Origin of the sequence: Flavobacterium sp. ACN6 (assembly GCF_002304005.1) — a bacterium.
In the GTDB taxonomy this organism is placed as follows: domain Bacteria; phylum Bacteroidota; class Bacteroidia; order Flavobacteriales; family Flavobacteriaceae; genus Flavobacterium.
In genome coordinates this window covers 135,827-161,343 of sequence record NZ_MRCQ01000002.1, presented here as the reverse complement: position 1 = coordinate 161,343, position 25,517 = coordinate 135,827, and the positions used below count along the sequence as shown (strand labels likewise).

At 33.0% G+C, this 25,517-nt stretch carries 14 protein-coding genes and 1 pseudogene; 8 read left to right on the top strand and 7 right to left on the bottom strand.

The features are described from left to right. Positions 1–294: 294 nt before the first annotated feature. Positions 295–1,093 (top strand): annotated as a pseudogene (locus tag BSF42_RS03640) (TatD family hydrolase). Positions 1,094–1,158: 65 nt separating this feature from the next. Here the strand turns inward: BSF42_RS03640 and BSF42_RS03635 are convergent. Further along, positions 1,159–4,974 carry a hypothetical protein gene (locus tag BSF42_RS03635; RefSeq protein WP_095951768.1) on the bottom strand — a complete coding sequence of 1,272 codons (3,816 nt, stop codon included), beginning with the start codon at positions 4,972–4,974 and terminating at the stop codon, positions 1,159–1,161. 413 nt (positions 4,975–5,387) lie between these two features. On the opposite strand from BSF42_RS03635, the gene BSF42_RS03630 reads away from it, so the two are divergent. Continuing rightward, positions 5,388–5,660 (top strand): hypothetical protein, encoded by a 273-nt coding sequence (locus tag BSF42_RS03630; protein ID WP_095951767.1) that lies wholly within the window; start codon positions 5,388–5,390, stop codon positions 5,658–5,660. A gap of 80 nt (positions 5,661–5,740) precedes the next feature. On the opposite strand, the gene BSF42_RS03625 is transcribed toward BSF42_RS03630, so the two are convergent. Together BSF42_RS03625 and BSF42_RS03620 are read right to left on the bottom strand one after the other, a co-directional pair. Next, positions 5,741–7,069, bottom strand: coding sequence for an SWIM zinc finger family protein (locus BSF42_RS03625; RefSeq protein ID WP_095951766.1), 1,329 nt, complete (start codon positions 7,067–7,069; stop codon positions 5,741–5,743). Between the two features lie 5 nt (positions 7,070–7,074). Then, complete coding sequence (locus BSF42_RS03620) at positions 7,075–10,167, bottom strand: DUF6493 family protein (protein ID WP_095951765.1); 3,093 nt, start codon at positions 10,165–10,167, stop codon at positions 7,075–7,077. A gap of 1,305 nt (positions 10,168–11,472) precedes the next feature. Here BSF42_RS03620 and BSF42_RS03615 point away from each other — a divergent pair. Both BSF42_RS03615 and BSF42_RS03610 read left to right on the top strand, forming a co-directional pair. Then, on the top strand, positions 11,473–11,976 hold the full coding sequence (locus BSF42_RS03615; RefSeq protein ID WP_095951764.1) for a hypothetical protein: 504 nt from the start codon (positions 11,473–11,475) through the stop codon (positions 11,974–11,976). Between the two features lie 1,456 nt (positions 11,977–13,432). Further along, positions 13,433–13,978: a 3'-5' exonuclease gene (locus BSF42_RS03610; protein WP_095951763.1), complete on the top strand. Its 546-nt coding sequence runs from the start codon at positions 13,433–13,435 to the stop codon at positions 13,976–13,978. Between the two features lie 52 nt (positions 13,979–14,030). On the opposite strand, the gene BSF42_RS03605 is transcribed toward BSF42_RS03610, so the two are convergent. Both BSF42_RS03605 and BSF42_RS03600 read right to left on the bottom strand, forming a co-directional pair. Further along, positions 14,031–15,809 (bottom strand): long-chain fatty acid--CoA ligase, encoded by a 1,779-nt coding sequence (locus tag BSF42_RS03605; protein ID WP_095951762.1) that lies wholly within the window; start codon positions 15,807–15,809, stop codon positions 14,031–14,033. A gap of 178 nt (positions 15,810–15,987) precedes the next feature. Next, complete coding sequence (locus BSF42_RS03600; protein ID WP_095951761.1) at positions 15,988–16,422, bottom strand: hypothetical protein; 435 nt, start codon at positions 16,420–16,422, stop codon at positions 15,988–15,990. 240 nt (positions 16,423–16,662) lie between these two features. Between BSF42_RS03600 and BSF42_RS03595 the strand changes: the two genes are divergently transcribed. Continuing rightward, a complete protein-coding gene (locus tag BSF42_RS03595; protein ID WP_141248427.1) occupies positions 16,663–16,944 on the top strand; it encodes a hypothetical protein in 282 nt (93 codons plus the stop codon). A gap of 213 nt (positions 16,945–17,157) precedes the next feature. Here BSF42_RS03595 and purL read toward each other — a convergent pair whose 3' ends face one another. Further along, entirely contained in the window at positions 17,158–20,811 is a 3,654-nt protein-coding gene (gene purL / locus BSF42_RS03590) for a phosphoribosylformylglycinamidine synthase (RefSeq protein ID WP_095951759.1), read from the bottom strand. 583 nt (positions 20,812–21,394) lie between these two features. Then, on the bottom strand, positions 21,395–22,903 hold the full coding sequence (locus tag BSF42_RS03585) for a hypothetical protein (RefSeq protein ID WP_095951758.1): 1,509 nt from the start codon (positions 22,901–22,903) through the stop codon (positions 21,395–21,397). A gap of 305 nt (positions 22,904–23,208) precedes the next feature. Here BSF42_RS03585 and BSF42_RS03580 point away from each other — a divergent pair, with 305 nt between their 5' ends. The 3 genes from BSF42_RS03580 to bshB1 all read left to right on the top strand — a co-directional run bounded on the left by BSF42_RS03580 (position 23,209) and on the right by bshB1 (position 25,512). Beyond that, a complete protein-coding gene (locus tag BSF42_RS03580) occupies positions 23,209–23,640 on the top strand; it encodes a PaaI family thioesterase (RefSeq protein ID WP_095951757.1) in 432 nt (143 codons plus the stop codon). 3 nt (positions 23,641–23,643) lie between these two features. After that, on the top strand, positions 23,644–24,711 hold the full coding sequence (locus BSF42_RS03575; RefSeq protein WP_095951756.1) for a chorismate-binding protein: 1,068 nt from the start codon (positions 23,644–23,646) through the stop codon (positions 24,709–24,711). A gap of 84 nt (positions 24,712–24,795) precedes the next feature. Beyond that, positions 24,796–25,512 (top strand): bacillithiol biosynthesis deacetylase BshB1, encoded by a 717-nt coding sequence (gene bshB1, locus BSF42_RS03570; RefSeq protein WP_095951755.1) that lies wholly within the window; start codon positions 24,796–24,798, stop codon positions 25,510–25,512. The last annotated feature ends 5 nt before the right edge of the window (positions 25,513–25,517 follow it).

Sequence of the window (25,517 nt, the reverse complement as noted above, 5' to 3'; positions counted from 1 at the left end):
TAAAAAAACTTTGTGTCTTAGTGCCTTCGTGGCAAAAAACAAAAAAGAATTTTTCACGCTCCCGATAGCTATCGGGATTGCAGATTCAGCTGATTTTTTTTTAATCATATTAATCTGTGGCTAAAAAAAAACTTTGCTCCCGAAGCCTCGGGACTGCGACTTTGTGAGATTAAAAACAAAAAACTTAGCGTCTTAGCGCCTTAGTGGCAAAAAAAAAATAATAACCAACGCAAAGAATAAAAAAAAACTTTGTGTCTTAGTGCCTTCGTGGCAAAAAGCAAAAAACAAAAAAAAATGAATTATATAGATATAGGAATAAACCTAACCAATAAACAATTCCAAAACGACATAGACGATGTCGTACAAAACGCGCTCGACGCCGACGTATCGCAAATGATAATAACCGGAACAAGCGTACGAAACAGTGAAGAATCTGCACGAATAGCAAAAGAATATCCTGGAATATTATATGCTACAGCAGGAATTCACCCGCATGATGCGAAAAGTTTTGACGCGCAGAGCATTTCACGACTGCGGAATTTATTAAAACAGAAAACAAGTCGTTTCTGTAGGCGAGTGCGGACTCGATTTTGATCGTGACTTTTCGCCCAGAAACAAACAGGAAGAATGTTATAAAGCCCAATTAGAATTGGCTATTGAAGTTCAGAAACCTTTGTTTTTGCACGAAAGAAGCGCTTTTAATTCGTTTATGAATATTACCAATGACTATTTACCGCAATTGCCAAAAGCCGTTGTGCATTGTTTTACAGGAAGTTTACAAGAAGCCAAAACCTATCTCGATAACGGATTTTATCTGGGTTTTACGGGAGCGATTTCAGATGCCAAACGTTTCGCTCATTTAAAAGAAGTCATTCAGTACGTACCGCTCGACCGAATGATGATTGAAACCGATGCGCCGTTTATGCTTCCTAAAAATGTCCCAAACAGCCTCTTAAAGAAATACCACGAACGCCGTTGCGAACCTGCTTTTCTGCCGTATGTTGCCGGAACAATTGCACAGTTTAAAGGAATTACTTTGGCTAAAGTAACGGAGGAAACGACGAGAAATTCTAAAAACTTTTTTGGGATTTAGGTTTGTTTTCCTAACAGGTTTCTAAAACCTGTTAGGTGTTATTTTGTTAACATCTAGAATATTAACTACCATCCTAAAAAGCCTTCTTCGTCACTAATTTGTTCAATCTTTATCTCTTTTTCATAATTTTCTATTTCTGCTTGTGCCCAATTCCGAACACGCAGAATCAAATGTACTTTTAATTCTTCAACTAAATTTTTTCTTGACACTAAATATGGTACACGTGAACCAGATGTAAACATTGAATGTAAATTACAAGATAATTCACTTATAAAGTCCTCATCATCTCCAAAAAAATCAATTAACGTTTTTGTAAAAGGAAACCAACTTGTTGAATCATGTGCAAAAAGTGGTGCTACTCTTATAATCCACGGAGCTGCTTCTGAATTAGTCTTTAACCATTCAAAAAGTTTTTTATTTCTTTTTTCGTCAGAGAAAAAAGGATGGTGAGCACCTGTGCCACTGATAAAACTCATATTGAAAACATCCCAAAACCCAGTTAAGTTTTTATTTTTTACTAATTCATAATATATTGACCAACAATTATCAAAATCTAAATAAAGTGTTTTATTTGCAATTTTTGCAATTTCATAATCTCCTCTACTAAATATTGAAGAAGCAATATATTCAACAATTTGATGTGAAATAGTTATCGTTAACTCATTTTTAAATTTTTCTAACAGTATATCTACTATTTTTTCCCATGAATAAAGATTTAAAATATTACTATTATTTATGACTAAAAGCAGGTTTGATTTTTCAATTACGGTTTTCAAATATGAAAGTAAATCAGCAGGAATTATTTCTTCATCATTTTTAATGTTCCATAGATAATGATGAAAAGTTTCAAATATTATTAAAGGTCCGTTATCAAACTGATTTATAACCTTAAAATAATTTATTAAATCTTTATAATTTAATTGAATTATCTCGTGCTTAATAATATTTAAGTTTTCGGGGCTAATATCACTTTCTTTTAAAAGATTTATTAATTTCAAGACATTTGAAAAGTCAATTTCTAGTAAACGAAATATAAAAAATGAAAAACTTGATCTTTTGTCAATTAGATCATTAAATATTTTTAAAATTTGTTTATTGCTGAGTGCTGAGACAAAACCATATAGGAAAGATATATTGAAGGATTTTCCTTCTAAAAGTAGTGCCTCTTCCAATAATTGATTAATAAAATTTTCATCATATCCTTTTAAATCACATAATTTTTTCCCAAAATCAAATGCATGATATTGATTTCCAGTTAATAAATTAACAAAATATGGTTTTAGGTCGATTCCTTCATTTATTATATCCTGTGCAAACTTTTCTGCAATGATTTTACCTTTATTATCGAACTCATTTTCATCTCTTGAAGTTTTAATTATAAATTTTGGTTCTGATACATTATATAAAATTCTTTCTTCTATAGAATTAGTTTTTAATGAGTCTATAAATTCTGAAATAAAATCTCTTTGAGTTCCATTTAAGCGTAACATGCTAATTTGGTTGTATAAACTTTTTATCATGTCATTGCGATCCACAATCTTTGTTATTATTATATTTAGTGTTCTTTTTAAATAGTAAAGATTAAAATTAAACTCAAACAAATCATGAACATTATTATAAATTATCCGTTGTGCAGCTAATTGATGAGGATTTTCTGTTTCAACAAATTTCATTAAAATTTCTATAATCTCTTTTCTGTAATTATTAATTTCATCTGGTGATTTTGGTCTATAGTCAATTAAAGGTACTAATCCTCCTTGGTTTTCTGCACCTAACATTTTATGTAGATTATGACTTGGGGTAAAAGCTCTTTCACTTGCTTTTAAAATTAATAAATTGAAATCATCATCATTTTTATTCAAAGCCCATTTTAATACATTAATTCTCGGCTCAAAATTAACTTCAGTACCTGCAAGAAGTATTCGAAAGAGTTGCGTAAAATAATGAGTGGAATTATTACTGTAATATGTTTCAATTTCAGCAGCGGCAAAACACATTAAAACCTGAGAAGCTTGTGTAAATGTTTCTTCTCTATAACATAATCTCTCAAGAGCCCAAACTAAATTTTGTCTGCCTTCTTTGATGCTTTCCAGATAACTTTTAGGTTTATCTAAATAATGCTTTACAAAAACTTTTATAATCTCTTTTGGATTCACTGTAGCAACCGAGCGAAAAAGTTGTGAACCTATTCTAGAATTTAAAATTTCCGCTGTTGAAAAATTTCCATTAACACCCCATGTTATTTCGACTAAATGTTTTGCATTTCCAACATTTCCTAACAATTGTAATTGTTCTGTTAGAGGTGATATCAATGTTTGTGGTATACTCTCAATGAAATTTTGATATTCATACGGAGGAAGCTCATCCCAAAAGATTAGAGATAGTTTAAGAGATAAGGGATTTGGTCTAATTACTATTTTATTTCCTCTTCGTTCTAGAATTCCTTTTTCTAAATATTTTTTGAGTACTAGTCTTACATCATTAGGTGCAGATTTTAGAAATTGAGTAAAAAAAGTTGAATGTTCTAGGAGTTGTTTGTAATGAGATTCATTAATGCTAAAATATGAATCATCAGGAAATTCAAAATACTTAAAGACAGAGAACAGTTTTAAATTTTGAAATTCAATATGATTTACAGCACTTCTTCCAAAAATTAATTTCTCTAGAAGTTTATCGTCAAAACTATCACTTAAATTAAGATTTTGCAAAGCTGCTTTCACAAATTGAATAGCCATTTTAGGATTGCCGTCAGAAAATTCTATAAGATATTTAATCTCTACATCATTTAGTTGATTAGCATATTTTTCTTTTAAAATTTCTTCTACAACAGAATTAAAATATGAACTCTTTAATTCAATAATTTTGCAATTTTCATGAGATCTTGAATTACATTTTTCATAGTCAATGGTTATTAATTTAATCAGACTGTTTCCACGTTGAACTTCATTTAAGAATGAATCATGATAAATAGGTTCGCAATTGTCAAGCACAAGTATGGCAGGATAATTTGAGACGGAACTTCTAACAAAATCAATTACATTTTGATGATTTCCAATTCCTATATCAAAATATATAACACTGTCAGAAATAGACTTTCTATTAATGTCAAAATTACCTAAACTGTCTTTTTCACCTGGAGAAAGAGCTTCACAAATCAACCTAGTTTTGCCTATGCCTGAAACTCCTTCTATTCTTATATTTTTTTTCTCTGCTAAAATGTCATTTCTAACTTGATCTATTATAGAATCAATCTCAGAGTTAGATTTAAAGCTATTACTATTATTTATATAGCTTTTTAACTCTTCCCAAATTAATAAACCATTTGGCTTTGTAATTCCAAAACAATGTTGTACATATGAAATCGCGGAAATATATTCGTTTGTCCAGTCCCTTATTAAATTTGCGTCATAGATTTCTATTTTACATTTCTCTGCAAATTCTTTTCCTTTTGCTAATTCTATTGCTTCTCTTAAAGCAGCTACCCGTTGATTTAGATTATTTTCAACATAAGCATCAGTTGTAAACAGAATATATGTTCCATTATTCTCAAAAACTTCATTCAGCTGAGATTTTAATTCATATTCAGTTTTCTTGCCTTTTGTTTCTTTTAAGATTTCTTTTTTACAATCTGGAATTCCCATTTTTGTAGCTTTACTTTGAAAAAGGCAATAATTATTTTTAATCCACCTAGATTCTCTAAAGTCTGTAGTATTTATTCTACCATCTTCACCACCATCTGCTGTTGTTATATTTTGTGGGACATTGATGTAACAATGTGGAAAATCGTATTTTTTATATTCTAAATGAAGTAGTTTTAATAAAAGCTGAGTTAGTTGAATTGCTTTTAAATTTTGAATATTTTCAAGAGTAATTTCATTCATATGTCAGGTTTATTTTAGGTTTTATAAATGTAAATTAAAATTTCATGCGAATGAGTAAATTCTTATAAGGAATTTATTTTGTGCAATAATTTGAGAGTAGAAATTTTAAAATTTGATTGAAGTTAGAGAATAATTATATCACCAGTAATAATTTCTATCTTTGTTTTCCAATCTTGATTAAGCATTGTAATTTAAAAAAGAATTAATGTAAGTTATTTCTTTCTTTTTGAAATAAAAACTTATATTTGTGTTGTCAAAATAAATCTAGGATTATATCCTGAAAACTTAATATAAGTTAATAATAAGCGAAGCCCTCATTCACGTTGAAGGAGCTAGTGATAGCCCTTATCGCATTCCTAGAAATGTTTTGACACAACCGAAGATGAGGGTTTCGTGCGTTTAATATTTTCCGTATGTCAAAAGAAAATCAAAAACCAACACATCGTGATGTAGTGCCATCCGTAATTAATTTCCTTTCAGACGAATTGTTTGAGGGAGATTACAAAGAACAGCCCATTTATTTGCAGGAAATCTTCGAGCTTTTAATGCATACAGAGTTTGGCGACGATATCAATTTAAGGCAAAAAATACTGAGCTGTTTAAGAACCAGCCGAAATCTGGCAGAAGCCTTATCGCCATTTTCAGAAAAGCAGATTCAGAAAGCTTGTCTCGGTATCAAATTATAACAACAAAAAAACTGTAGTTTTTAAATTAAAAAATCGCCCTTTCTGAGGGCGATTTTATTTATAAATAAAAAGTAAATTCTTTAAGAAACCGTCATCTTCACGGCCAAAATATGCTTACAGATTCCTCTTTTGCCTTGATATGCCGTAAACCAGTCGCAGGTACATCTTTGCGAGGAATCGTCGATAATAACTTTGTGTAAAACGCCAGAACCTTTTACTTTGGCTTCGATATAATTGGCTCTTTTTTCGATGATTTCAATATCTTCATTATCAATAAGTTTTTTAGCATTTTTAAGCCTCGGATTTAAAGATAAAATACGTTCTGTTTTAAAAGGAAGACGTCTGTAAAAATGTGATTTTTCGCTTAAATCGTAACCCAATAACCCCATCGAAGATAAATTAGATGTCAGGTTATCCATTGTTCCAAAATCAATGTCATTTTCGATAGAAAGCATCGTTGGGTCAAAAGTTTCATTTGATTTTAGTAAACTGTCTAAGCCGTAAACCCATTCTATTGGTAAATTTTCAGTCATGGTTTCCAATACATTTCCTTCGCCCGAAAAGCCGCGATACGAATCTGGAGAAAAAGCCATTAAAAGCTGCATTTTTCCAAACTCAGCAACTATGGCACAAGTTTGTTTGTCTGCCGATTCGTAGATGAAAATTTTATCTACAATGGCGAGAATTCCTTCTAACAATCGTAACCTTTGTACGCCGCCAATTCTCACGCTGTCTGCTGTAGCCAAAGTCGAAAACATAAATTTTCCGGCTCTTTTGGTTATGAAGAAATCGCCTTTTACGCTTCCTTTTGGCAAACTTTGAAATAACTGAATCGTCTGAATTTTATTCAATTCAAATTTAATATCCATGTCCGCCAGATAAAGCTGTACGCTGGTCAAACCTTTTATCCAGCGCATTGGCAGTGTAACTTTTTTCTCTGTAACTTTTGCTTTGCTTGTAATAACCTGAACATCCTGCTGACCAACGGCAAGTGTTACTTTTTCGTTTTTCTGAATGGCATTCAAAGCATTCAGCATTGGGTCGTTAAAATCGACATTGGTAGTTCCGCTGGCAATAAATTCACCATCAATAGCTTCTGGTTTCATATCAAGGCGCACGTAAACACCATTGCAAGACGAAAATCCTTCAAAACGCAAACGCTCAGATCCTGCCGAAACAATTGGGTCGCGAAGACTTGGCGGAATTGGTCCAAAACTAGATCGCACGACTTTCGCAATTGTACTCCAGCATTTAGCCGTAACATAAGGATCTGTCAAACTTCCCCAGAAAAAGCAGGTAATATTGTTTACTTCTTCAATTTCGGTTTGATGTGCCAAAACCAGATTGTTGATTCCTTTTGTTTTACTGTACGTCGAAATTCCTTTATAATTATATTCTAAGTCGGTCATTTTCTTTATTTTAAAATTTGCTTAATCAACGATTTAAGCGCTGTATTATCTTTCCATTGTTCAAAAAAAGCAATTGCTTTTGGAGAAGCTTTTTGGTTTGTTTTTGTTAAAACGTCAATATAATTTTCTACGATTTTTTTAAAATTTGTTGGCAGTTTTTCTTTTAGTTGAAGATTCTCAAAAAATGCATTTAATAGTCGAAGCAAAGCTGCATTGTGTACTGGAGAAACATCTTTCATGGCAGTTAAGCCATCAACTAATCGTAAAAATACACCATATTTTTCAGAAGCAAGCAATGCAATTTTTTGAGAAAATAAGTCTATATCTAAGGCTTGTTTTTCGACTATATTAATTAATACTTCAGAAGCCATTAATCGTAAATCTTTCTTTTCCTGAAAGAAACAAGCAGCAAATAGTAAGGTTGTTGTTTCTGAGAATCTAAATTCGGGTCTGTTCATGACATCCAAAAATCCTTTTAATTCTGGTTTGGAACCATCAGCAATTGTAGAATTATGGAGCAAAATCAGCCCTAATGCATCGGAATTTTGTGGTGTTAAACTATGCCAGTAAAAAGTATTTCCAGAGTGATTCAGACCATAATCCCAACTGTTTGAACGACTGTAAATATCCTGACTATAAAGTAAATAATTTGGAATTTTTGAATAGTTCGGAAAATCTAATTTTAATTCATACCAAGAAGGAGTTCTCTCTTTTTCTTTAGTTTGATAATTAGTCCATTCATTCCATTTTTCTTTAAATTTTATTTGAGGTACAAAAGGAGCAGCTACAAACGGAACATCTTTTAAATACGTATTTTCAAATTGAGGGAAAGTTTCATTTGGATAAAAAGTTCTGGCAGCAACAGCCCAAAGAGAAAGATTACCCGTTTCTTTTGTAGTTTTGCCCATAGTCGCCAGAAGTTTTGAAAACAAGGAAACAGAGTCTAATTCCAGCTTTTCACTTACGCCCAGACAAAATGATAAAAGCGGTTTGATTTCGCCTTCAATCTGATCCAATAACGGAATAGCTTCTTCAATGTTTTCCCTAGGCATACGTGCGATCGCAATAGCTAAATCTACAGAATCGATTTCTTCCTTTGTTTTTTGATATTCGATAACTCTTTCCAATAAAACTTTTGGTGCAACCCAATACGGTTTATGACTCGGGAAAGAGAGAAGGGGCAAAGTAGAATTTTGCTCTATTTTTTGCTGTACTTTTTCTAATAAAGACTTAATTAAAGTCAGCGTATTAATTCTGGAATAATGTTTGAAATTACTATCATATTTACCATTTATATTATGAATTTTCTGCAATAAAAAGGACTTCATGAAATTTTTATGAACGCTTTCAAAATAATGCTTTTGAAGCTGTTTTTCATAAGGCTGTAATTGTGCTGCAGAACCTGAAGGGAATAAATCTCTTTGCGAAATGTAGACATTCATCAATATTTCGGTATCTAAAACTTCTTCAGAACCAATGAAATTTCCAAACTGAAAAACAATATCATTCCAGTCTTTTGGCAGCTGGACTTCTTCTGTTAATACTAACTCTTTTTTAGGATTATAAAGATATTCTTCAAAAGCAGCATCATCAATCACTAATGCATCTTCATCGAGAAATTGACTCAATTGCGATTTGATGTTTCCCTGCATTAAAGTAACGTATGAATTCAGTTTTTCCTTGAAAGTTTTATCTTTTGCAGATCCAATTTTTGAAATTATTTTAGTGACTCTTTCCTGCAAAGCCAAATCAGATATCACATATACATCTGCAATAATTGACGAAACTGCTGTATTTAATTTTGGATTTGATTTGCTTAATTTCTCTAAAACAGGCAAAACGTTTTTTATCGCTGCCTTGCAGTCGCTGCGCATCATCATTGGTTCAAGCCATTCTAAAAATGATTTGGTTTTAAACTTTGGATGATCGTATATTTTTTTAACAAGCTCTACACCATAACTTGTAATTGGCGGATAAGCGTTGTGAAAAAAACTAAATATATTTTCCTGATAAATGACAAGTTCATCAGCGGTAACAGTAAATTCTTCTAACCTTTTTCTGAAAAATGATTTAAGGTTATTGTTCCATTCTTTGGTTTGAATTAAAATGGCATTTTCGATAAAAAAACTGCGCTCCATTTTTTTATCATCCAATAATGATTTGTAGACAACTTCCCAAAGATTGTGATCATTGTATTTATCGGTGTCTTTATATCTAAAAAAGTTATTATGAAGATTGGTTTCATAATTAAACAATTCTGGAATATCTCTTTTATAACTTATTTCATCATTTAGTATCGAATTTATGAAGTCTGGAGTTTTAATCTTTGACTGCCATTCATTATTTGAAGCAATACTTAAAGCATATAATTCGGGATTAAATTGTAATAAATCGTGTTTTTCAAGTTGACGCAATACAGCATAACTAACATTTACCCAGTCTTGTCTTTTAATTTTATCCAGAATAAAAGTTTCTATCCAATTAGGTTTTGCCCACAATAATATTTCTAAAACCTCGTGTTTAGCTTCTAATTCATTTAATAAACCTAAGGCTTCGTCCCACGAATTAATATCGGTTTTGTCAAATAAGGCAATTGCGCTTAAAGTAATAATTTCATTTTGCGATTTATCACCGCGGGTTCCCCAGCCATAATCGTGTTTTCCTGATTTTTTATAACCAGGATCTTTAGATAAATCTGTATACGTCATCCAGTAACGTTTACATTTTTTAATATGCTTTTTTAAAACTTCGATATTCCCTTTTGATTTTTCTTTCAGAAAAGGAAGCAGCAGCGAAATCTTTTTTGATTTAAGAATAGCATCATACTCTTCTATAACTTCATCAGAATTTTTGCTTTTTTCCGATTTTGGTTTAGCAGTTACATCGACTTCTCCATTTTCAGAATATCCTTTTTTTATTTTTTCGGCTAGTATTTTTTCAGCCATTTTTAAACATTCTTCTTCAGTAGCGAAGGTTTTTGTTTGAGATGTTCCAGCAGTTCCATTTTTTCCATAAGTGACAGTATAATTTAATCCTGCTGTTTCAATTTCCCAGAATTTATCTGAATTTCCATCTATGTATTTAAGGTATTTTTTCATGCTATTTTGATGAACTTATTTTATAAGATTGTATATATGTATTTTCAAAAATAAAATTAATAATATAAATTCCGATGAATATTTTGGTTAAAAAAATTATTAATTTTTTTTAGTAATAAATTAGCCATGTATTCTAAATTTATATAAAATATACTACATTTGTCTCTGTAATTAAAAATAGAAAAAATACAAATGATACTTTCAGCAAAACTAAGCCTTGAATATTTAGCCGGAGATTTTCCAGCTGAGGTTTCAGGACGCTGTCTGTATTTTTATGAAATTGAAATGTAAATTTTAGAGTTTAACTCAACATAAAATATAAAAGCGTCCTGATTTTGGGACGCTTTTTTTTTGATGAAATAGTTTGCGAGTGTTTCGACTTCGCTCAACAGGACAAAAGAAAACGTTCAACAGGACAAGAAAATGATTGAAAAGAAACCAATAACTAAAAATAATTAAAAAAATAATTGACCAAATGTTTAATGATTAAACAAAATAGCGAAATACAGCCTTGAAAAGTAATTTGATGAGTAACAGTCATTTGATACAAACAGCGATCTGCACCAGTATGCGGACAGGAATTTCTTTGTTTTAATTTTGGTTATAACTACTTGATAGTCAGAAAAATAATCTTAAAAAATATTTGGAAAAATGATTTTTTCCATCATATCTTTGCCAAACAAAATCGAAACAAAATGTTTCAGTAAACAACAACAACAGTTGCAATAACAATAACAATTGCAATAACAATATAAAAAATATAAAAATGAGTTTTAAATTATACATACACAACCTAGGATTAGCAGCCTCGACTTCGGATCGTGAATGCTTTTACATGTCGGTGCATCAATATAGGCAATAGGATAGTTATATCGTATTTGTTATGAAGCACCTTTAATTGGGTGCTTTTTTTGTGCCAATTGTTTAGCCGCAAAGGCACAAAGTCGCAAAGATTTTTAACAAAAGATAAAAAGAAAACTTAGTGTCTTAGCGCCTTAGCGGCAGAAAAAAAAGTTTAATAATAAAAATTTAAGGATGAATCAAGAAATAGGACTTAGGTCAGACCGCAGTGGTCAAACAGATAAAGTGGAGTTTAGTGAACCGCCATTTGCCTCGATTAAAAAAATGGATTTGGAGCTTATTAACCTATGGAAAGAAAAGGTAGATTTTCGGAAAATTATATATATCATATAGAGATATTTCTCTGGTAAAGCAAGGGTGCTTTTAAACTTTTGTGATATTGGATTTCCCAGAAAAGCCTTCGATTTCCTGAGATTCCCAAGAATTGCAAAAAAATAAAATACCATGCAAAACAATACATTAGAAAAATATAAAAAAGCAATTAGAAAAAAATACGAGACCGAAAAAGAAGGGAAATACTTTGATTATTTGTACAAACCTTCTCGAGGAAAACTTCGTGATTTGTGCTGGTTAATTTTCGAAAATAACCCAACGAAAGATGATTTGAATGTCTTCAGTAATCTTTTGGGTTTAGATTTCGATCATAACAAAAAGAATAAGTTTAAGGAGAAAAAAGATAAGTTTAGACCTATCGAAACTTTCTTTAAAGGAGAAACAGATCCGTCAAACATTGATGCTATTAATATGGCGGCAATTTTGGTTGATTTTCATCCTCGTCCTTTCAAAAAGTTTTACGAAAATTCTAAAACTGAAGAAACAAAACCAGCTAAACGGATCGAGAAAGCTAAAGCAGTCTTTGAAAAGAAAAGTGCTTCAAAAAAGGAAAAGTCTGGAAAAGAGTCTAAGAAAAGAAGTTTCTTTCTAGATTTTAAAAGTATGTTCTTTTAAGTCTTTTTTGCCTCGATCCCGATAGCTATCGGGACTAAGCCACAAAGTTTTTTAGCCACTCCCGAAAGTTATCGGATAAAAGATTAATGGATTATTAAAAAATCTGCTCAATCTGCTAAATCTGCGAGAGAAAAAAAATTAAAGTTTAGTGCTAAGAAAATCTCGCCAAGACGCAAAAGCGCAAAGTTTTTAGCCACTCCCGATAGTTATCGGGATAAAAGATTAATGGATTAGTAAAAAAATCTGCTAAATCTGCGAGAGAAAAAAAATTAAAGTTTTTTGCTAAGAAAATCACGCCAAGACGCAAAAGCGCAAAGTTTTTAGCCACTCCCGATAGTTATCGGATAAAAGATTAAATGGATTTTTAAAATCTGCTCAATCTGCTAAATCTGCGAGAGAAAAAAAAATTAAAGTTTTGTGTTAAGAAAATCTCGTCAAGACGCAAAAGCGCAAAGTTTTTAGCCACTCCCGAAAGTTATCGGATAAAAGATTAAATGGATTTTTAAAATCTGCTCAATCTGCTAAATCTGCGAGAGAAAAAAAATTAAAGTTTAGTGCTAAGAAAATCTCGCCAAGACGCAAAAGCGCAAAGTTTTTAGCCACTCCCGAAAGTTATCGGATAAAAGATTAATGGATTATTAAAAAATCTGCTCAATCTGCTAAATCTGCGAGAGAAAAAAAATTAAAGTTTAGTGCTAAGAAAATCACGTCAAGACGCAAAAGCGTAAAGTTTTTAGTCACTCCCGATAGTTATCGGATAAAAGATTAAAAGGATTTTTAAAATCTGCTCAATCTGCTCAATCTGCGAGAGAAAAAAAATTAAAGTTTAGTGCTAAGAAAATCTCGCCAAGACGCAAAAGCGCAAAGTTTTTAGCCACTCCCGAAAGTTATCGGGATAAAAGATTAATGGATTATTAAAAAAATCTGCTAAATCTGCTAAATCTGCGAGAGAAAAAAAATTAAAGTTTTGTGCTAAGAAAATCTCGCCAAGATGCAAAAGCGCAAAGTTTTTAGCCACTCCCGATAGTTATCGGGATAAAAGATTAATGGATTAGTAAAAAAATCTGCTAAATCTGCTAAATCTGCGAGAGAAAAAAAATTAAAGTTTAGTGCTAAGAAAATCTCGCCAAGACGCAAAAGCGCAAAGTTTTTAGCCACTCCCGATAGTTATCGGGATAAAAGATTAATGGATTATTAAAAAATCTGCTCAATCTGCTAAATCTGCGAGAGAAAAAAATTAAAGTTTTTTGCTAAGAAAATCACGCCAAGACGCAAAAGCGCAAAGTTTTTAGCCACTCCCGAAAGTTATCGGATAAAAGATTAAAAGGATTTTTAAAATCTGCTCAATCTGCTCAATCTGCTAAATCTGCGAGAAAATTAATCTTAGCGTTCCTTAGCGTAAATCTTAGCGTCCCTTGCGGTTAAAAATTAAACACAATTATTAAAAATTAAAAAAATGAAAACAACAGATAAAATTATTATTATCGATTTAGAAGCCACATGCTGGCAAAGTGCGGTCCCAAAGGGTCAGGAAAATGAAATTATAGAAATCGGATTAGCGGTTTTAGATGCCAGAACGGGAGAAATTTCCAAGAATAAAGGCATCTTGATAAAACCGCAGCGTTCAAGTGTAAGTCCGTTTTGTACAGAGTTAACCACTATTACCCAGGAATTACTGGATAAAAATGGCGTTTCTTTTGAAGAAGCCATTAATGTGTTAATAGACGAGTACAATCCCGATTTGTACACTTGGGCAAGTTACGGTCAGTATGACTTGAATATGCTTCAAAAGCAATGTAAATCGTTTGGGATACCATATCCAATGGCAGATGAGCATATCAATGTAAAAACTCATTTCGCCGAAAAATTTGGTTTGCAAAAACCAACCGGAATGAACGGTGCCTTACATGTTTTGAATATTCCGCTGGAAGGAACACATCATAGAGGAATTGACGATGCGAAAAACATCGCTAAAATTTTGCATTGGTGTCTCCAAAATTAAAAACGGCTGTCTTAATTGAGACAGCCGTTTTCTTTGGTTATATTATTTTGATTTAATTCTGACCATATATTTTAGCATAAAGATCCTTGTAAATCTCTTTAATAATTTTACGTTTTAATTTCAGCGTTGGAGTCAATTGTCCGCCGTCGATAGACCAAACATCTGGCGTAAGCTCAAAACGTTTGATTTGTTCCCAGTGTCCAAATTTTTTGTTGATTTCCTCAATTTCGGTATCAATACGTTTAATAACATCTGGATTAGAAGCTATTTCGGCTGTTGAATTTCCTAAAGTAATTTTATGGATTTTAGCCCATTCTTTTACAAACTCAAAGTTTGGCTGAATAAAAGCAGCAGGCATTTTTTCACCTTCACCAACAACCATAATCTGCTCAATAAAACGAGATTGTTTCATGGCATTTTCGATCATTTGCGGTGCAATATATTTACCTCCAGAAGTTTTGAACATTTCTTTTTTACGATCCGTAATTTTTAGAAAACCTTCGCTGTCAATTTCTCCAATATCTCCAGTATGGAAATAACCGTCTATAATAGCTTCGGCTGTTTTTTCTGGATCTTTGTAGTAACCAAGCATAACGTTCGGACCTTTTAATAAAATTTCACCGTCTTCGGCAATTTTAACTTCAAGGTTACGGATTGGTTTTCCAACGGTTCCAATTTTAAATCCTTTGTTTCTTTGATCGTTTACGGCAATTACTGGAGAAGTTTCAGATAAACCGTAACCTTCCATTACCGGAATTTCTGCAGCAGCAAAAACTCTCGTTAAACGAGGTTGTAAAGCAGCACTTCCAGAAACCATTAAATCTAAATTGCCGCCCAAACCTTCTTTCCATTTACTAAAAATAAGTTTGCGGGCGATTTTTAATTGAAATTCATACCAGAAACCATTTGCTCCGTACGGTTCGTATTTTAGACCTAAATCAATAGCCCAGAAAAATAGTTTTTTCTTGATGCCTGTTAGTTCAGCTCCTTTAGCATAAATTTTATCGTATACTTTTTCTAAAAGTCTCGGAACAGCAGTAATAACTGTTGGTCGAACTTCTTTTAAGTTATCGCTAATTTTTTCAATCGATTCTCCAAAATAAACCGAAACACCATAATATTGATAGATGTACAAAATCATTCTCTCAAAAATATGGCAGATTGGCAAGAAGCTCAAAGCGGTACTTTTTCCTGGATCAAACGGAATTCTTGGCGCACTGTCCAAAACATTTGAAACGATATTTTTATGAGAAAGCATTACACCTTTTGGTTTTCCTGTTGTTCCAGAAGTATAAATAATTGTAGCCAAATCATCAGTTTTGATGCTTTCTTTTCTGGCTTCAACTTCATTTTGGTTGCTTTCGTCTTCTCCTGATAATAATAAATCCGACCAGTGTTTACAGCCTGGAATTTCATTAAAAGAATAAACCTCTTTTAAAGTTGGTACATTAGCTCTAATCGCCTGCACTTTTTGATATACTTCATCATCAGAAACAAAACAGTACATACTGCCGCTGTGATTTAAAATATATTCATAATCTTCCTCAGCAATGGTTGGATAAATAGGAACATTCTGCGCACCTGTCTGCAAAATACCAATATCCATTATATTCCATTCGCTTCTATTATTTGAAGTAATTAAAGCAATTTTATCATCTTTCTGAACGCCCATGCGCAATAATGCTCTCGAAACAGCATTTGCTTTTGCAATATATTCTTGGGTGGATGTTTTTTCCCAAACTCCATTTTTTTTCGTTGCCAAAGCAACTTGGAGATTGTAAGTTTCTTGTTGATAATAGGGAAAATCAAAAAGGCGTGTGATTGAAACCATGTTTAATATATTGAATTTTACTGCAAATTAAATAAAATTTAGGTATAATTTTTTATTTTATGGAATTTTATGGGAAAATTTATATAGACTATTAAAAATCAACGAAAACGTTTTCTTTTTTATAGTAAATTTTAAGAAAAATAGAGAAATGTTTAATAGTAAGCCGTTTTTTGGCAGATTATTGAACGTTGTAATCTTCATATTCTTTAACCCTTTCTCCCATTAAGAACATTTTTTTCTTAGCAAAATGAATAGAAAATTGAGAGTAATACCATTCCTCTCCATCATTTGGACGGTACCAAAATGTGTACGAAGCACTATTGAAGCCTTCCTTAAAAACAGGAACACCTTCTTCTGTACATTCGATTCCCCAATTGATTTTTTGTTTGCTTAAATCTTCTGCCTGAATAAAACCTGTTCCGTCAGGATTTAATACCGTAATAGGTTGTTTTTGACCAATTGGCGCAAAAGTTCCTGCAACTGGATAGTTCATTGTAGTAGTAATATAACGCTCTTTAGAATTGTGTGTAATTTGATCTACGTGAACTTGGGCGTGTGATTGTGCTGCAGCAAAAAAGATACTGCAGATTAAAAGTAATTTTAAAATTTTCATTCTATGTAGGTTTAATGTTTTTGGGCTCAAAAAAATCTAGCGGCTGATTTTCTTAAAGCGAATATAGTTTAATTTTAACAGAAAAATAAAGATTTAAGTAAACTAATAAATACCGTGTTTTTCCCCTTTTAAAAACGGTAATTTACCTTGTTAATTCCCAATCAGCCTTCTGTATTTTTACTTCAATTTAATGCGGAAGCCGAAAAGCAAATGAGTAGGCAACATATAAAACAAATTATTATGGAAACTGCTTTTTTCTTAGCCATGGGCTGGTGCGGTACAAAGTACCCAGGCTGGTGGCGAAAATTCTTGAAAAAACCGCCAATTCCTGAACCAGAACCGTGGTGGATTATTTCGACAATTGGCTTAGGCCTGATTGCCGGATTGGCTGGAGGAACAATTTTTAGCCTAGTAATTCGAGAGAGTCAATTCTTCTCTGGACAAACGGCAATTGCTTCTGGATTATTTGCTTTTGGCACCGCCAATATTGTTACCGGAGTTGCATCAGCTTTTAAAGATTAAGATAATAATGTCCTGACTATTGGGGATAGCGTCAGGATGTTTTTCCTGCCACGAATTACACGAATTTTTACGAATTTTTTTAAAAATTATTACAAATGAAACCCTTTAAGCAAGTATTGTTTTTGTATTAATAGTTAATTAGTGAAAATTCGTGTAATTCGTGGCAAAAAAAAAGCGCCCGATAATTCGGGCGCTTTAGTTAAAAATATATTTTTAGTTTTTCTCAATCCATTTTCTGGCATTGATAAAAGCTTCGTGCCAAGGTGTAAACTCGTCATCTCTATCTTTTGGATAATGTGCCCAGTTCCATTGGAAAGTCGAACGCTCAATATGAGGCATTGTAACCAAATGTCTTCCTGTTTTATCACAAAGCATTGCTACATCATAATGAGAACCATTTGGATTTGCAGGATATCCTTCGTAAGCATATTTAGAAACAATGTTATAGTTTTCTTCTCCCATTGGTAAATTGAATTTACCTTCTCCGTGAGAAACCCAAACTCCTAAAGTAGTTCCAGCCAAAGTCGATAACATAACCGAATTGTTTTCCTGAATCTTCACAGAGGTAAAAATACTTTCGTGTTTGTTACTATCATTATGAAGCATTTTTCCGTGCACTTCATGCTCTGGATTAATTACCTCCAATTCCATAAACAACTGGCATCCGTTACAAATTCCAACAGATAAAGTATCTTCTCTTTTGAAGAAATTATCCAAGGCTGTTTTTGCTTTTTCATTGTATAAAAATGCTCCAGCCCAACCTTTAGCAGAACCTAAAACGTCTGAGTTAGAGAATCCGCCGACAGCACCAATAAACTGAATGTCTTCCAATGTTTCACGTCCAGAAATTAAATCTGTCATGTGTACGTCTTTAACGTCAAATCCTGCCAAATACATTGCATTTGCCATTTCACGCTCAGAATTACTTCCTTTTTCACGAATAATAGCTGCTTTTGGTCTTGGTTTTGAAGCATCGATTACAGGAGCTTTACCAGTAAAATGAGCTGGGAAAGTATAATTTAAAGCCTGATTTTTATAATTTTCGAAACGTGCTTTTGCAGTTCCGTTTTTAGATTGTTTTTGATCTAATAAATAAGAAGTTTCAAACCAAACGTCTCTGTATTCTGCAATATCCAAATTATAAATTCCAAATTCCAAACTTGATTTGCTTTGAACTGAACCAATTTTGAAGAATTCGATATTATTTTGTTTCAATTTAGCTTCAACAGCTGCATCAGATTTAGCCTGGAAAACGATTCCGATGTTTTCTGCGAAAAGGATTTTCAATAAGTCTTTTTCCGCGAAAGCGCTGAAATCAATTTTTGCTCCAAGATTCACATCAGCAAAACACAATTCTAATAAAGTAGTGATTAATCCACCGCTTCCGATATCGTGACCCGCTAAAATTTGGCTTTCGCCGATTAATTTCTGAATCGTATTAAAAGCATTTTTAAAGAACTTCGCATCTTTAATTGTAGAAGTTTCGTTTCCGATAGTATTTCTAATTTGTGCAAAAGAAGAACCTCCTAATTTGAAATCATCCTGTGACAAATTGATATAATAAATAGATTCTCCGTTTTTCTGTAAAACAGGCTCAACTACTTTTCTAATATCTGTACAATTTCCTCCAGCCGAAATAATAACCGTTCCCGGTGCGATTACTTCATCGTTTGGATATTTTTGTTTCATCGAAAGTGAATCTTTTCCTGTCGGAATATTGATTCCCAATTCGATTGCAAATTCAGAACAACCTTCAACTGCAGCATATAAACGAGCATCTTCACCTTCATTTTTACAAGCCCACATCCAGTTTGCAGACAATGAAATGCCGCCTAAACCATCTTTAATTGGCGCCCAGACGATGTTTGATAACGATTCGGCAATAGCATTTCTGCTTCCTGCAACCGGATCAATCAAAGCAGCAATAGGAGCGTGGCCAATAGAAGTCGCAATTCCTTCTTTACCTAAATAATCCAAAGCCATAACGCCGACATTATTCAAAGGCAATTGTAACGGACCTGCGTTTTGCTGTTTTGCTACTTTCCCACCCACACAACGGTCTACTTTGTTTGTCAACCAGTCTTTTGAGGCAACAGCTTCTAGACGTAAAACATCTTTTAAATAACTTTCAAAATCATTAGCTGAATAAGAAACGGCAGCATATTTTCTGTCGATAGTTTTGTCATTCATAACCGTTTTTGGAGAACTTCCGAAGAAATCTTCTAAAGCATAATCCATCGGTTTTGAACCATTTGATTTTGATTGGAAAGTAAAACGGTGATCTCCCGTTACATCTCCAACCTGATACATTGGCGAACGCTCTCTGTCGGCAATTCTTTGTAATGTATCGATATCTTTTTGACCAATAACCAATCCCATTCTTTCCTGAGATTCGTTACCAATAATTTCTTTTGCAGAAAGTGTTGGGTCTCCAACAGGTAATTTATCTAAATCGATTAAGCCTCCAGTTTCTTCAACCAATTCAGAAAGACAGTTTAAATGTCCTCCAGCTCCGTGATCGTGAATTGAAACAATTGGGTTATGATCGCTTTCTACCAAACCACGAATGGCATTAGCAGCACGTTTTTGCATTTCAGGATTTGAACGCTGAATAGCATTTAACTCAATTCCTGAACCAAAAGCTCCAGTATCTGCAGACGAAACCGCAGCACCGCCCATTCCAATTCTATAATTTTCTCCTCCAAGAATTACGATTTTGTCGCCTTCTTGTGGTTTTTGTTTGATAGATTGATCTAGTTTTCCGTAACCAATTCCACCCGCCTGCATGATCACTTTATCGTAACCAATTTTACGGTCGTTTTCTTGATGTTCGAAAGTTAAAACAGAACCTGTAATTAAAGGCTGACCAAATTTATTTCCAAAATCAGAAGCTCCGTTTGAAGCTTTGATCAAAATATCCATTGGTGTTTGGTACAGCCATTTTCTTTCCTCAACAGCATTTTCCCATTTTCTGTCGTTGTTCAAACGAGAATAAGATGTCATATAAACAGCAGTTCCAGCCAATGGCAATGAACCTTGACCACCTGCAAGACGGTCACGAATTTCTCCTCCAGAACCAGTTGCAGCTCCGTTGAAAGGTTCCACTGTTGTTGGGAAATTGTGTGTTTCTGCTTTTAATGAAATAACAGAATCAAATTCTTTTATTTCGTAATAATCAGGTTTGTCAGCTGTTTTTGGTGCAAATTGCTGCACTTTTGGTCCTTTTACAAAAGCAACATTGTCTTTGTAAGCAGACACAATATCGTTAGGATTTTCCTGAGATGTTTTTTTGATTAATTTGAAAAGAGAAGTTTCCTTTTCTTCACCGTCAATAACAAAAGTTCCGTTGAAAATTTTGTGACGGCAGTGTTCTGAATTTGCTTGTGAGAAAGCAAATATTTCAGAATCCGTTAATTTTCTTCCTAGTTTTGAAGCAAGATTATTTAAGTATTCTACTTCTTCTTCGCTTAAAGCTAAACCTTCAACTTTGTTGTAAGCTGCAATATCATCAATTTCCAGAATTGGCTCTGGCTGAATGTTGATAGTGAAGATTTCTTGATCTAATTCATTGAATTTTTGGAAAAGCATAGGATCAAAATCATTGAATTCAGCCGTTGCTGGATGAAATTCTTCAATTCTGATAATACCTGAAACACCCATGTTTTGAGTGATTTCTACAGCGTTTGTACTCCAAGGTGTAATCATAGTTGCGCGTGGACCAACAAAAAAACCCGTCAATGCGGATTTTTCGATCTTATGCGAGTCGGCAAAAAGCCAATTTAATTTTGAAATGTCTTGAGCTGAAATTTCGTTTTCCGTTTGTACGGCAAAAACAGTTTTGCTTTGGTTTTCAAAGAAATGGATCATTTTGTGTGTTTGTTGTATTGAGGTGCAAATTTAGTCAATTCAAACCAAAAAAAAAAGAGACAATCTGCCTCTTTTTAGTTATTTATTTTTTGCTTTTTTTACCCTAAAAATGCAATTTTTTTGCTGGTTATGACATCAAAAAAATAACATTTTTTGATCTTCTGTATTTGCCTGTAAACAGTTGTTGTTTTGCAAATTTGAATCGAAAAAGGTTTTATTAGAAACAGAAAGTTCTTAAAATTTAATTACAAATTTTTCTAAAGTTAATCCGATAAATTTGCAGAATGAATAAAATTTAATCTGGCAATCCCGATAATTATCGGAAGCAAAGCACATTTTTTCTATTATAAAAAGGAAATTTTTGCCTCAATTTATGTCATTTCGACCAAGGAGAAATCTCCACAAGTAGCTCCGCACAGAAAGTCGCCAATCTTTGTAGAGTTTCTTGCGAAGATTTCTCCTCCGTCGAAATGACAAACTACGGGAATACTTTGAAAAAAAACTTTGCGACTTCGCGACTTTGCGAGCAAAATAAACAAAGAATTATTTTTTTTAAAACTAAGCGCCTTAGCGCCAAATCAAATTACTTCGGAAAATCTTGACTCTGATAAGCACCCAAATCGGGAGGAGAAGTTCTCGTAACTCCTAAAATATCCAACGGAACGATATATGCCTGATTCCCTTTCGCGAAAGCGGCAGAGGTTTTATCGATATTGAATTTATTCTGAGCTGTATTATAGAAATTCGGATTTTCGTTTAAGATAATCTGATTATAATGTTGTGTATCAGTTTTAAATTGATAATCAGGATTTGTGGTACTTCCAAATTTTAATAAGCAATTGTTTAGCTGATAGACGAACGCGGCATTTGTGCTTTTATTCAAATTGAATTCATTAAAATTAGAACCGTAAATAATGCAATTATTGAAAGTGGCATTGGTAAGCGCATTTGTTTCTGGAGTTTTACCGCTTAAACTATTGCTTAAAGTAACAGCAAAATGCGAAGGATTTGACCAATTATTGTTAAAAGTACAATGCGTAAAAGTATAATTACCGCCGTAAACGCAGGATAAACTTGCAATGCCTGCATAATTGATTACGATGTTCTCGGCAATAATATGAGTGTTTTCGGCTAAAATTGCATATTCGACACAATTGTAAAGCTGCGTATTTTTAATTTCAACGGTATTCGTCGGATTCTGAAAATCTAAACCAATAACTGCATTTTTTAAAGTTAGATGATTGATGGAATGATTGGAGCTTCCGTTAGAAAAAATAACCGATTTCCATTGTCCAGGAATATTTGAATATAAGGATTCTAAGCGATCTCCTTCAAAAACAACTTCATTTTCTAGTTTGTCAGTTTTTGAAGCTGTTCCATTAATTTGAAGCGAAGCATTTCTGCCAACATATAAACCAGAATTGGCATGAAAGTGAACTCTCGCTCCCGCTTCAAAAGTTACAGTTTTGTCTTCGGTAACTCCGGCGTATCCATAAATTACGTACGGTTTTTGATTATTGAAAATTAGTTCGTTTCCGTTTACGGCATCATTTTCACTTAAATAAAATCCGTCCACATCTTTACCGTCAATTTTGATTTTTTCTTTTGTTCCGTCTGCATTTTGGTTTGGATATAAAAAAACAGCATCTTGAATCAGTGTTACCAAAGCAACTTCCTGAAGATTGGCGCCGCTGTCGAACTGGATTTCATCGGTATATAAAAAATCTGTCGGATCAGCGTCTGTAATATCTGCGGTTGTTTCTATAAAAATATACAAACTGTCTTTTGCTAAAAGCGTAACATCTTTGAATATCTTTCCGTTAGTTCCAGACATTCCGTCAACCGTCATTCGGTATTTTGAGTTTAAACCTTTTTTAAACTGTACAGTTGGAATTGAAATGTCGTTTTTACTTTGGTTGTAAACTTTTAACTGATAAGTGCTTGAACCAATGTTTTTAAAAACAGTATCCAAATATACGGTGTCTCTTGAAAACTTTAAATCTCCAGAACTGGCAACGGTATCAAAGTCAGTTCTACACGAACTAAAAGCTAGAATTATTCCGAAGATAAAAAGTATAAAGTATTGACGCATTTCTATGTTTTTTTGCTGCAGATTAAAGGTTTTTTTTCGCCACGAATTTCTCGAATTTTCTCAAATTAAATTCGCGGAAATTAATGTAATTGGTGGCTATGTTTTAAAACCCTTTAAATCTGTGAAATCTGTGGCAAAAAAAATAATCTTCGGCCAAAGATTTACATCATATTGTTTTTTTGTAAAAATAACAAAAAACTTACATGTTTAAGATTGATTTTTAATTTTAGTCCCGAAATTTCGGGACCGATTTTTAGATTTATGTCTTATCTTTCTTTAATTTTACGATTTTAAAGTTTATTTTAATGAATTATACAAAAGAGCAGATTTTAGCGCGATGCAATGAGTTTACCAAAAACACGTTGATGGAAACGCTTAAAATAGAATATATAGATGCCGGAGAAGATTTTTTAACTGCAAAAATGCCTGTAAATCCAAGTGTTCACCAGCCAATGGGACTTTTACACGGCGGCGCTTCTGTCGCGTTGGCGGAAAGTGTTGGCAGTGCTGCTTCTTTCTTTTTTATTGATCCGAAAGAGCAGGAGGTAAGAGGTATTGAAATTTCTGCAAATCACCTTAAAAGTATTCGAGAAGGTTATGTTTTTGGTACAGCCAGAATTATTCACAAAGGCAGAACGGTTCATTTGTGGGAAATTAAAATTACAGATGAAGCTGGAAATTTGATTTCGCTTTGTAAATTGACGAATATGGTTTTGGATAGAAAGAAAAGGGAATAAATTATGAATCCATTTTTCTTAAAAATTAAAAATCATAAAGAACAAAATTTACCTTTTGTACTTTATTCAAAACCCAATACTACAGATCTTGTTGGGATTTTACAGCAAAATAACAATTTATACAACGTTTCTGATTACAGCGAGAAAGGATTTATTTTTGCTTCTTTTGATGAAAAACAACTGATTTTAATTCCTGAAAACGAATCGGAATTTATTACTGCCGAAAAAGAAACAACTTCATTTGAAGCTATAGAAATTGACGATTTAAGTTTTGATCCTGAAGCTAAATTTCAGTATGAATATTTAGTTGCACAGGGAATTCAGGCAATTAAAAACGAAGAATTCAAAAAAGTAGTTTTATCAAGAAGTGAAGAAGTGCCTTTGTCTGAATTTGATTTCCTTGAAACTTTTCAGCATTTGGTGCAGTTATATCCTGCGACTTTTTGTTATTGTTTTTTTCATCCAAAAATCGGACTTTGGATGGGAGCAACGCCAGAAAAACTGCTGAAAGCAAATGGAAATGTTTTTGAAACCATGGCTTTGGCGGGAACGCAGAAAGATAATTTGCAAACTGAAATTGTCTGGCAGCAAAAAGAAAAAGATGAACAACAGTATGTAACTGACTTTATTGTAAAACGTCTTCGCGAATTTGCCGCTTCGGTTGTTGTTTCTGAACCCTATAGTTTAAAAGCGGGATCGATCTGGCATATTAAAACAGATATTTCGGGAGTTCTAAATGACAATTCTACTTTAGAAGAAGTTGTTGATACCTTGCATCCGACACCAGCAGTGTGTGGTCTGCCGAAGAAAAAAGCAAAAGCATTTATCATTGAAAAAGAAAATTACGATAGAACTTTTTACACTGGATTTCTGGGCGAGCTAAACATGAGTTTTTCTGGAACTAATGCAAGTTCTGATTTATTCGTAAATTTACGAAGCATGCAGATTCAGGAAAATAAAGCGATTCTATATATGGGATGCGGTGTTACAAAAGAAAGTATTCCAGAAAAAGAATGGGAGGAAAGCGTCAATAAATCAATGACGATGAAAAGAGTATTGAAAATAACTTAAAAATATGTTTACAGTCGCAGTCTCAGTTTTCAGTTTTACTGATACTGAATACTGATACTGTAAACTGTGACTTAAATATAGATAATGAAACTAGACATATTAGCCTTTGGTGCGCATCCAGACGATGTAGAATTGGGTTGTGCGGGAACTATTTTAAAAGAAGTATCACTTGGTAAAAAAGTGGGTATTGTTGATTTAACGCGCGGCGAATTGGGAACGCGGGGAACTGCCGAAATTAGAGATCAGGAAGCAAAAGATGCGGCAAAGATTTTAGGAGTTGTGGTGCGCGAAAATTTAGCTATGCGTGATGGCTTTTTTACGAATGATGAAAAACATCAATTAGAGGTCATTAAAATGATTCGAAAATATAAACCTGAAATTGTTTTGTGTAATGCCATTGATGATCGTCATATCGATCACGGAAAAGGCAGTAAATTAGTTTCTGATGCTTGTTTTTTATCGGGTTTAATGAAAATCGAAACATCAATTGATGGAGAGAACCAAGAAGCTTGGAGACCGAAAGTGGTATATCATTATATTCAGTGGAAAAACATCACTCCAGACTTTGTTGTGGATATTACAGGATTTGAGAATAAAAAGGTAGAAGCGATTTCGGCATATAAGACACAATTTTACGATCCGAATTCTAAAGAACCTGCTACACCAATTACAAGTAAGAACTTCTTTGAGAGTTTAAATTACCGTGCGCAGGACTTAGGAAGGTTAGTTGGGAAGGATTTTGCCGAAGGATTTACAGTTGAAAGGTGTTTGGCAGTCAATAGCTTAGAAAATTTGTTGTAAATTTT